We start from the raw sequence: 10,341 nt of genomic DNA on the forward strand, positions 1-10,341 counted from the left end.
TTCTCGTGCCAGGTGGGGATCGCCCGGGCCAGCCACTGCGCGGCCGCGAAGAGCACCGGGCCCAGGGCGCGCAGGCGCCGGTTGTATTCGGACTGGCCGAGCAGGCGTGGGAAGAGGTGGCCGATCCTGGTGGGGGCCGTGCGCAGCCACCGGCGCTCGGAATCGCAGCCCAGGAGTACTTGGGCCACGGCCACGCAGACCAGCTCGGCGTCGGTGAGCAGGCGGGGGGTCCGCGTGTTCGCGTCGGCCGGGCCGAAGGCAGGACGTGGTCGTCGAGATGGACGTAGAGTGCGGTGAGAAGGGCGTCCAGGTTTGTCTTCACACACTGATCGTGGGCGCCCTTCGCCATGCCCACAGCCGTTCCGGCGAACTCCCATCAACGAGCTCGGGGCGCCACCGACTGGCCGCACCGCGCGGTGGCCGGGCTGGCCCGGCGCGCGCGGCACCGCCGTCTGCTGGTGTGCCCCGGCCGGCGGGCGGCTGGCCCGCGGCGGCGCAGGCGCGGAGCGCCCGTGGCGCCCGGGCGCCGTACGTCGGCGCCCCGCGGCGGTCATTCCTGCCAGATGAACTCGAACGTGGCGGCGTCGGCGGTGTACTCGACGTAGCGGACCGTGTAGCCCTGCAGCTCGACACTCTCGCCGGGACGCACGGTGGCGTCGCCGGACTCCCGCTGGCTCCTGTCGCGCGACGTCACGCGGACGTCCGCCTCGGATCCGCTGCCGAGCACGACCCGGTACTCGACGGTGCTGCGGCCCCTCTCCCACAGGTCGCCGGATCCGCCGCTCCCGCTCACGGTGACCGTGCAGTCCCGGTCCTCACAGGAGGTGCGGGCCGTTCCCGCCCCGCTCGACGAGCGGGTCTCGCAGGACGCGGACGACGCCAGCAGCAGCAGCGCGTTCACGCTCCAGACCGCGAGGCTGCGCGCAATCATGGGTCTGTGCTCCCTTCGGCCGCGAGGTGCCGGCGGATCCGGTCGCGTCGGCCCCGGTTAGGACGCGGGCCGCGGCCGGCCGGCTCCCCGCAGGCGGCGTCAAACTTTCATGCCTCCCCCTGGACGCGGATTTTCCCTGCCCTGGGAGATGCTGAACGGGTGGGCCGGCGGCGCGGGCGTGTCCCCGCCGGTCGGCTCGGGAGCCTTGTGCGGGGGAGGAGATCGATGACCGACACGTTCACGGGTGGTTGGAGCGTCTTCACCGCGACGATGCTCCTCATCGTGGCCGCCTGCAACATCGTGCAGGGGATCGTGGCCGTGGTGGCACCCACCGCGTTCGTCACGGGGTCCGGCCGGGTGCTGCTGCTCAACCTCGTCTCCTGGGGAGTGCTGCTTGCGGCGTGGGGGCTTGTCATGCTGGCGGCGGCCGGTGCGCTGATCGGCGGGCAGGCGTGGACCCGGCTGCTGGCCTGTGTGCTCGCCGGCGTCAATGTGCTGTTCCAGCTCGGGTTCGTGATCGCGGTGCCCACGTGGGCGCTCGTGGTCGTCGCGCTCGACGTCGTGGTGATCTACGGGCTGGCCGTCGGCTGGCCACGTGAGGAGGCGGCCGCCGGCTACCTCGCCGGCCGGGCCGACGCCGCGACCGGGCGCGCGGCCGCAGGCGGGTCGGCCGAAGAGCGCGCGCCCGGCCGTCCGCTCACGGAGGAGCCCGGGCGGCCGGCTACGGGCGGCGCGCCCCCGCCGCGCCCCTAGAGAGGGCCGGGGGCCGTGAGCCTGCACGTGCTGCCGCTCGCCGTGACCATGGTGGTCGGTCCGCAGATCATGGCGGCGATCGGGTTCCTCACGGCCCCCGCGCCGGTCCGGGTCTCGCTCGGCTACCTCTGCGGGGTGCTGGTGGCGGTGGCCGTCGGGGTCACCGCCGCGTGGGGGGTCGCGCTCGCGCTCGGCGAGCGGGTCCCCATGGGGCGGCCGGGCGAGCGGGGTTCGCTCGGTGACCTGCTGCAGGCGGCGCTCGTCGGCCTGCTGCTGCTACTCGCGCTGCGGAGCTACGCGGGACGGCGCACTGCCGCCCCTCCCCGCTGGCTCGGGAAACTGGCGACGGCGGTGCCGGGACGGGCTCTGGCCACCGGGCTGCTGCTGACCGCGCTCATGCCGTCCGACGTCGTCGTGATGCTCACCGTCGGCATCGACCTCGCGCACCACGGGTCCACGCCCGTGGCGGCCGCTCCGTTCGTGGCCGCCACGGTGCTGGCCGCCGCGCTGCCGCTGCTGGCGTTCCTCGTCCTGGGCGAACGGGCGCGGCGGGTGATGCCGTGGCTGCGCGACTGGACGGCGGCGCACGGGTGGCTGGTCAACATCGCGGTCTACGGGATCTTCATCGCGCTGGTGGTCACCGGCGGATGAACCGGCACACGTCACCCCAGACCCAATCTGACCTGCCCAAACAGCAGTGCTTCTCGTTAAACTTAACCGAATCGGACGTTCGCGGGAGACCTCCCGCGCAGATTCGGCCCATGGCGACGACACGGGGATGATGTCGAGGTGAACGGCACGACCGGCTCCGCTGGGTCGGGTGGGACGGCCGACCCCGCGCTGGCGTCCGGAACCCCGGATCCCGCTGGCGCGGGCTTCCGGCATGCGCCGCTCCCCATGTTCGTCGCCGACCGAGCCGGCCGGCTCGTCCTCGCCAACCAGTACTTCACCGACGCCACCGGGCACCTCCTCGACGAGGTCCGCGACCGCCCCTGGCCGGAACTGCTCGCCCGGCCCGACACCTCCGACGGGTGGGCGCTGCACCGGGAGGCCCTGCAACGGCCGCTCTCCGGACCACCGCAGACGCTCACCCTCGTGGGGTCGGACGGCCAGCCGCACCGGTTCGCCTTCGAACCCCGTCCGCTCGGCGGCGCGTTCCCCACAGCGTCCGCCGGGGACGCACCCGACGGCCTGGTGGTCCTCTGCCACCGGCTCTCCCCCGACCTGGACATGCTGCACACCGTGAGCGAGCTGCACGCGCGCAACGCCGACGCCGCGCTGTGGACGCTGGACCTGGCGTCCGGCGAGGTGGCGGAGATCTACGGTCCGTCCGAGCTGACCCAGGACCTGGCGGGTGACGTCCACACGATGGAGGAGTTCCTCGCGCGGGTGCACCGCGACGACGTCGCGCGGCTGCGGGACGCGGCCGAGGCGTGCTACGACGGCCGGGACTTCGAGGAGTACTTCCGGATGTTCGCCGCCGACGGCGCGGAGCGCTGGCTGCACGCCCGCGGCCGCTGCCTCGGCTCGGTACACCCCCGGCTGGTGGGCGTCGCCACCGACGTCACCGGGCACGCGGCGCTGGCCCGCAAGGTGGCGGACCGCCGCAGGATCGAGACGGCGCAGAGCCGCCGCGTCACCGAGCTCGCCGCGGAGATGGTGTCGGCGGCGACCGTGGACGAGGTGGCCGCACTGCTCACCGAGCAGTTCATGACGATCTTCGGCGGGCACACCGCGAGCGTGCTGCTCATCGAGGAGGGCGTCTTCCGGCTGCGGCCCCCGCCCGCCACCCCGGTCGGCGCCGCACCCCTCGTGGACGGCCGGCCCGCCGACGACTCCCGGCTTCCGGTCGGCGCCGTCGCCCAGGACAGGCAGCCGCGGTTCTTCAGCAGCCGCCCCGAGGTCCTGGAGCGCTTCCCCGCCGTGTCCGAACTGCTGGAGTCCAGCATGAGCCAGTCGTGGGCCTTCGTACCGATCCTCGGCGACCACCGGCGGGTGCTCGGCGTGTGGACCGTCAGCTGGGCGCAGCCGCGCCGTGCCACGCCGGACGAGCGGGCGCTGCTGCTCACCCTCGCCGGAATGGCCGGCCAGGCGCTCCAGCGGGCCAGCCGCCAGCAGAGCGCCCTGGAGCTGGCCGACGCCATCCAGCGGCGCATGCTGCCGCCGCAGCTGCCGCGGATCCCGGAGCTGGACGTCGCCACCAGCTACCTGCCGGCCCGGGCCGACTGGCGGGTGTGCGGCGACTTCTACGACGTCACCCGGCTGTCGAACCGCCGGGTCGGCCTGCTGGTGGGCGACGTCCAGGGTCACGGGGTCGAGGCCGCGGCGGCCATGGGGCAGATCCGGGTGGCGTTCCGGGCCTACGCGGCCAGCCAGGCCCATCCGGGGCGCGTGCTGGCGGCCACCAACCGGCTGCTCACCGAGACCGGCGAGCTCATCTTCGCGACCTGCGGCTGCGTGGTGCTCAACCTGGACACCGGGGAGATGCGCGCCGCGTGGGCCGGCCTCCCGCCCGTGATCATCGCGAGCCCCGACGAGTTCGACGTCTGGGCGCCCGAGACCGGGCCGCCGGTGGGTGTCGACGCCGACGCCGGGTACCCGGTGACCTCGCGCCGGCTCGCGCCCGGGGAGACGCTGCTGATGTGCACCGACGGCCTGGTGGAGAGCATGGACATGCCCATCGACGAGGGGCTGGAGCGGGCCGGCCAGTGCCTGCGCAAGACGGCGACCGACGTGGAAGTCGCGGTCGCGGCCCTCGCCGAGCAGGCGCCGGCCGGCCGCGGTGACGACATCGCGATCCTCGTGGCGCGGCTGCGGCCGAGCTGAGCGGGCGCCGGCCGGCTCCGCACCGCTGCCCTCCCGGGGGCCCGAGCGCCGCACAGCCGCCAGCGCGCGTCGCCGCCGAGAGCCATCGCGGAGCTGCGGCACCCCCGCCCCCGTGGCAGGATCGGTCCATGACGATCGATGCGCGGCGGACCGCCGTCCTGGCCCTGCACTGGCAGGTCAACGTGATCAGGCCCGAAGGCTTCTTCGGCGCGATGCTCAGCGACCCCGTCGCACGCAGCGGGGTCGTGGAGCGGGCGATCCGGTTCCACACCACCGCCCGGGCGGCCGGTGTGCCGATCGTCTTCACCCGGTTCACGATCCCCGAAGACGAGGGCCAGCTGGTGCGCAACACCGGGTTCATGGCGGCCGTCGCCGACGCCCAGGAGGCGTTCCGCCCGGACGCGCCGGGAACCCGGCTGATCCCGGAGATGTCCGTACTGGACGCCCGGGACCGCGTGGTCGACAACCAGAAGCTGTCGGGACTGGCGGGCAGCGACCTGCCCGAGTGGCTGGCCGACCGCGGCATCGACACGCTGCTGCTGACCGGGGTCGCGACCAACCTGACGGTCGAGCAGACCGCACGGCACGGCACCGACCTCGGGTTCACCGTGCACGTGGTCCGCGACTGCGTCGCCGCGGCCGCCGAGGGCGTCCACGAGGCGTCGCTGGCCAACCTCGACCTCGCCACGGCGGGCTGCCGGACGGCGGCCGACCTGCTGGCGGTCCTCACCTCACCCGAGACGGCCTAGACGAGTAGTCCCTTTTGTGGTGAGGGGCTACCGGCGGTCAGGGACCTCCTGACCAGTGCGCCGGTGCGGTCGTGGTGCCAGGTCGCCGCAGGCATAGCCGGGATCCGCTGGCCGGCTCTGACCGCCACGCCCTCGAAGGGCCGTCCGCCATGGCGTTCCAGGCCGGCGGGGGCATCCGGGTCAGTGGCAGACGGCCACCAGGTCGCGGAGCTTCCCGCCGTGCTGGCGCTCGTACTCGTCGCAGGACGCGTTGAAGTCCGCGAAGTCGGCGAACTCCCGGACGAGTCGGGTGTCCTCGGGGTCACCGAGCTGGTCGGCGGCGGCCGCGTAGTGCTCCCCCATCCGGGCGACGTCGGCGTTGGGCAGGTGGCCGATCATCGGAAAGCCCCAGCTCGGGTACGGAAGGTCGAACGCGGGCGCTCCGGTGAAGAGGAATCCCTCCGGGGTCAGCTCCTTGGGCACACCGAGTTCGGCGAGTTGGGCACTCAGGCCGGAGAAGTACTGGGCCGGCCGGGGAAACGGGCCGAAGTCGAAGGGGTCGCCCCCGCAGTTGTTCACCAGGGCCTTGAACGCGTAGCCGTAGGCCGCACCGGAGCCGGCGTCCTTCGGGCGGCCCGCCGCGATGTCCTCCAGCGCCTCGGCGATCGAGCGGTTCTCGCCCTGGAGCGGGTCCTCGGCGGTCTCTCCGGGGCCGTGGTCGAACCACCGCCGTGCCCACTGGCGGCAGCGGTCGAGGTACTGCTTGTCGCCGTCGCGGATCCGCTCCTCGATCTCGGCGACGCTGACGCTGTGCAGGTGGAGGATGTAGCCCATGTCCTCGGCTCCCGGGTGGTCGCGGTGCGGACGTGCGGGGAGCGCGCCCTCGTGCGTCCCCTACGACGAAGTCGCCGCGCGGGTGGTTCCCGCCGGGGCCGGCGGGCGGCCAGCGCGCCCGTTGTCCGGCGCCCACCAACCAGCCGCCGCTACACTGAGCAACTATTGCGTCACACCACGCACCTTCTCCGTCCCTCCCCGTTCACCCCGTACACGCCAGGCCGCGCCGCACCACCGGACGCGGCCCGGCGGGCACGCCCGCGTCGTCGACACCGCACAGCGGAGGGACATGATCGAGTTCTGGAGCCTGGCCATAGCGTTCGCGGCGCTGCTCGCTGGCGCCGGAGTCCTCGCGGTGCGGCGGTACCGGATCTCCGGGGCCGAGTACGGCCGGGCCGTCGGCGGTATGGTCGCGCCGACACTGCTCGGCATCTACCTGGTGGCGGCCACGCTGGGCGTCGTGATCGGCTGGGAGAGCAACCGCACCGCCCGCGGCACCGTCGCGGACGAGGCAGCGGTCGCCACCCAGCTGTACTGGACGGCGGGCTCGCTGCCCGAGCCGCACCGCTCGGCGATCCGGGCGGACCTGCGCGCGTACCTCACCAGCGCGGTCGAGCGCGACTGGCCGGCGATGCGCAGGGCCGGTGACCTCAGCGAGAGTGGCGCCGCCGACCTGGAGCGGCTGCACACCCGGGTGGCGGCGATCACCGCCCGGAACCACGCGACGGCGGCGGACCGGGCGGCGGCCGCGCGGCAGACCGCCGAACTCGTCCGGCTCCGGGTCGATCGCGGGAACACCGCCGGCCGGAGCATCCCGGTACCGCTGATGGCGGCGACGGCCGTCGCCGCCCTCGCGGTCGCCGCGCTGCCGTTCGCCGCGGGGGCCCGGGCCTCGCGCGCCACGGTGTTCTGGGCCGGGTTGAACCTGGCGTTCGTCGTGGCGACGGCGACGATGCCGCCGCTGCTCGACAATCCGTTCGCCGGACCGTTCGGGGTCACGGCCGAGCCGCTGCGCGAGGCCGTGGACCAGTTCGCCCTCGTGGACGGAGCGTCCGCCCGGGGGTGAGCCGAACCGCCTGGCGGGACACCGCGCCCGACCAGGGGCCCGAGGCCCCGGAAGGGCCGGCCGTTCCCGTCCGCGCGTCGGCTCCGCACTGCCTCCGGCTCCCCGCCCGCGCCCGACGCACGCCGCGCCCCCGGTGCCGGTCGGTCCGGCCGGGCCCGCGCGCATCGGCATGGCCGCATGCTGGGCCGCCGGGCCGGTCCCGCCTCCTGTCCCGCCGGCCCGCCGCACAGCGGGGCGGAGCGGGCGAGGAGGTCCGCCCGGGCGGATCTCCGGCCCAGCTCTGGACAGCGCCCCGCCGGGACGGCTCCGCGCGGCTACTCAGTCCGATCTGAGTAGCCGGCACCTGCCGGCGGCACCGGTTCCGCCCGTAGTCTCGGACTCCGCCAGGGGCCCGCCGAGACCAGGGGAGGCAGCCGGATGACCCGAGAGCGCCGCGTTCCGGCGGGCGGTGAACCGCGTACGGCGGGGACGGCGGCGCGCTCCCCGGCCGCCGCCGCGGCGATCGGCGCGCTGGTCGGGGTGGGCGTCGGCCTGCTGGTCGTCCTGGTGGCGTTCGCGTGGGTCATGGCGCTGTTGCACGCCGCGTACTCCGAACTCGGCTATCTCAGCACCCGGGACACCGCCATCGGCCTGGTGGCCTCCGTGCCGGTGGTGGCGGGGATCGGGGCCGCCGCATGGCTGGCGCTCCGGGCGGCCGATGCGCCGCGCCCGCGGGCGGGCGCGGCCGCCGGTCTCGGAGCCGCCCTGCTCGGGCTGCTCACCGGCCCCTTCTCGCTGGTGCTCTCCCCGTGCCTCGCCGCACTCGTCGGCGCGGCGGTCGCGGGCCTGGGGACAGCCGGCCCCGCCGGTCCACCGCGACGCTGAGGCCGGCTTCCGGGTCCCGCGCAGGCTGACGGGGGCTGCGCGGGCCCCGGGGCTGGGGCGGCCGAAGGGCGCCGCCCGCACCCGTGGCACGGAAAACCGGGTGCGCACACGGTCGGCGCCATGGTCGTCAAGGCCGCCACAGCCCGCGGCCAGTCCCCGCCCATCGCACCCGCTGGTCCCGGAGTAGGAGAGGCCGCCTCCTCTCTCCACGGCCGAAGTCCTTCGTCCGCACCCGTGGCACGGAGAACCGAGCGGCGGACAGTGGACCCCGATCGCCCGACCGCCGCATCGCCCCACCGCCGCAGGCCGCCGTAGTAGCGCCGGCCGCCGAACCCGCCGTACCTCACCCGGCCCACCGGCCAGTCCCCCACACGCCGCACACATCGCCGAACACGGGAAGCCGCACCCCCCTCCACGGCCAGAGGCCACCGCCCGCCCGGCCCGCCCGGCCCGCGCGGATCCGGCTGGAGTCTCGCGCGGCCCGCCCGCGTCCGGGTCGACCGGTCAGTGCGGCGGAGCAACGTCCCTGGCCGCACGGGCGCGCGGACGCCGCAGGAATTCCAGAGAGCAGCGCGGGCCCGGCGGGACGGTGCCCGGGACGGACCGGGCGGCTCGGGCATCCCCGGCGGCCGGGGCCGCCGTCGCTGCCGCAGCGTGCCAGGGGCTCGGCCGCCACACGCTGATGGCGGTGAGCGTGACCGTGCCGCGTACGGCGGCCCGTCGTTCGCGCCGGGGCCGCGGACGGCGGTGCTCCCCTGGCCGTCAGTCCCGGGGGCGCGCGGCAGCGACCGCGACGGTGGTCGCGAGCAGGGCGATGACCAGCATGACGTACGCCGCGCGGAGCCCTGTCGGGCGCTGGTCCGCCGGTTCGTCGGCCACGGCGAGCGCCAGCGCTCCCGGCAGCGCCGCCGGGGTGGCGGCAGGGGCGCCCACCGCGACCGCCTCCGGCGAGGGCGTGCCGCTCGGAGAGGGACTGGGCGAGGCTTCGGCGCCCGGCGGCACCGAGGACTCCGGCGGCACCGGACCGCGCGGCGACGCCGGGTGGGTGGCGAGCTCCGCGGTGTCGGGCGCGGGTGCCGTGGACCGCGGCTGCTGCCCGGCGGGCGGCCGCGGGACAGGCGCCGGAACGACCGGCTCCGGTGGCCCGATCTCCGGCGCCGGGGGTTCCGGAACGGGGACCGGCGGACTCTGCGGCGGCTCGTTGCCGCCGACCGGACCGGTCTCCTCGTGCACGGACGTGCGAAGCGCGGGCAGGGCGAGGCGGTCCACCGCCGGTGCGAGCGCCCTCCCGGGGCTGGCGGCAGCTTCCAGGGACCGCGGAGCGGGGGCGGCGCCGAGGCAGCCGAGCATGGTGGCGGCCGTGCACACCGCCAGCCCCGCCCGCCTGCGGCCGCGCCATCCGCGGCGCCCGGCCGCCCCGCCGCGGCCGCCCCTCGGCCACAACGTCCGCACCTGCCGCGCACCTGCCAGGCCGGTGCCGCCCATCCGCGCGCCGGACCGCCGCATACCGCCTCCCGTCCGAACCGCCGGTGACTCCACGCGTCGGGCCCGGCGTGCCGCGCCGGACCGGACACCCGTCCATGATGCAACGGAACGGCTACGCAGCGTGGCGGTACGCGGCCATCCGCCTCTGGTTCGCCAGGGATTCGGCGCGGATGTCCGAGTTGCTTTGCCCCGACCGCGGACGGGCCGCCGCCCGCCGAGCGGCCCCTGTCAGCGGGCGACGCCCGGCGGCCCGCTCCCCGTCACCAGGTGACCGCGGGCGGCAGCAGGTCCGGCGACGCCTCCGGCCACTCGGCCGGGCCGCCCAGCGGCACCAGGCGCGCCATCTGCTCGCGGAACCACGGGGACGCCTCGTCCGCGTCCCGCAGCCGGACGCAGTCCGGCCAGTCCCACCACTCCGCCTCGGCCACCTCATCGGGATCCGGGGCGAGGGGGCCGATGGCCGGGGCCCGCACCACGGGGCACAGCTCGTGCTCGACGACCCCGTTGGACATGGTGGCCCGGTAGCTGAAGTCCGGCAGGACCAGCGCCATCTCGCCGACCCGCACCCCCAGCTCCTGGCCGACCCGCCGCCGCACCGCCGCCCGCAGCGACTCCCCCGGAGCGGGATGGCCGCAGCAGCTGTTGGTCAGCACGGACGGCCAGGTGGGCTTGTGGTGCGCCCGCCGGGTCATGAGCACCCGGCCGGCGTCGTCCACCAGGTAGCAGGAGAACGCCAGGTGCAGCGGCGTGTCCTGGTGGTGGCTCGCCCGCTTCGGCGCGACGCCGACGGCCTCCCCCTCCGGGCTGAGCAGCACGATCTGCTCGTCGTCCCCGCCCGCCGGCCCCTCTCCGGC

At 75.6% G+C, this 10,341-nt stretch carries 10 protein-coding genes and 1 pseudogene; 6 read left to right on the top strand and 5 right to left on the bottom strand.

What is annotated here, in order from left to right:
* A pseudogene (locus DEF28_RS29250) lies at positions 1-322 on the bottom strand (IS982 family transposase); the annotation flags it as partial.
* 228 nt (positions 323-550) lie between these two features.
* On the bottom strand, positions 551-931 hold the full coding sequence (locus tag DEF28_RS23055) for a hypothetical protein (protein ID WP_114400141.1): 381 nt from the start codon (positions 929-931) through the stop codon (positions 551-553).
* 225 nt (positions 932-1,156) lie between these two features.
* Here DEF28_RS23055 and DEF28_RS23060 point away from each other — a divergent pair, with 225 nt between their 5' ends.
* From DEF28_RS23060 to DEF28_RS23075, 4 genes are all read left to right on the top strand, one after another.
* Positions 1,157-1,684 carry a DUF7144 family membrane protein gene (locus tag DEF28_RS23060; RefSeq protein WP_114400140.1) on the top strand — a complete coding sequence of 176 codons (528 nt, stop codon included), beginning with the start codon at positions 1,157-1,159 and terminating at the stop codon, positions 1,682-1,684.
* A gap of 15 nt (positions 1,685-1,699) precedes the next feature.
* Positions 1,700-2,335 (top strand): GAP family protein, encoded by a 636-nt coding sequence (locus tag DEF28_RS23065; protein ID WP_114400139.1) that lies wholly within the window; start codon positions 1,700-1,702, stop codon positions 2,333-2,335.
* Between the two features lie 138 nt (positions 2,336-2,473).
* Positions 2,474-4,510 (top strand): SpoIIE family protein phosphatase, encoded by a 2,037-nt coding sequence (locus DEF28_RS23070; protein WP_114400138.1) that lies wholly within the window; start codon positions 2,474-2,476, stop codon positions 4,508-4,510.
* Positions 4,511-4,638: 128 nt separating this feature from the next.
* Entirely contained in the window at positions 4,639-5,259 is a 621-nt protein-coding gene (locus tag DEF28_RS23075; protein WP_114400137.1) for a cysteine hydrolase, read from the top strand.
* 180 nt (positions 5,260-5,439) lie between these two features.
* On the opposite strand, the gene DEF28_RS23080 is transcribed toward DEF28_RS23075, so the two are convergent.
* Positions 5,440-6,072, bottom strand: a complete 633-nt coding sequence (locus tag DEF28_RS23080; protein ID WP_114400136.1) for a DUF7691 family protein — start codon at positions 6,070-6,072, stop codon at positions 5,440-5,442.
* Between the two features lie 289 nt (positions 6,073-6,361).
* Between DEF28_RS23080 and DEF28_RS23085 the strand changes: the two genes are divergently transcribed.
* Entirely contained in the window at positions 6,362-7,138 is a 777-nt protein-coding gene (locus DEF28_RS23085) for a bestrophin-like domain (protein WP_158562905.1), read from the top strand.
* 417 nt (positions 7,139-7,555) lie between these two features.
* The gene (locus tag DEF28_RS23090) at positions 7,556-8,002 is read left to right on the top strand and encodes a hypothetical protein (RefSeq protein WP_114400134.1); all 447 of its coding nucleotides are present in this window, start codon (positions 7,556-7,558) and stop codon (positions 8,000-8,002) included.
* Between the two features lie 762 nt (positions 8,003-8,764).
* Here DEF28_RS23090 and DEF28_RS23095 read toward each other — a convergent pair.
* Together DEF28_RS23095 and idi are read right to left on the bottom strand one after the other, a co-directional pair.
* The gene (locus DEF28_RS23095; protein WP_114400133.1) at positions 8,765-9,508 is read right to left on the bottom strand and encodes a hypothetical protein; all 744 of its coding nucleotides are present in this window, start codon (positions 9,506-9,508) and stop codon (positions 8,765-8,767) included.
* 239 nt (positions 9,509-9,747) lie between these two features.
* The coding region (idi, locus tag DEF28_RS23100; RefSeq protein ID WP_394340379.1) for an isopentenyl-diphosphate Delta-isomerase at positions 9,748-10,341 on the bottom strand (594 nt) is incomplete at its 5' end.

The organism is Marinitenerispora sediminis (genome assembly GCF_003336425.1).
In the GTDB taxonomy this organism is placed as follows: Bacteria; Actinomycetota; Actinomycetes; order Streptosporangiales; family Streptosporangiaceae; genus Marinitenerispora; species Marinitenerispora sediminis.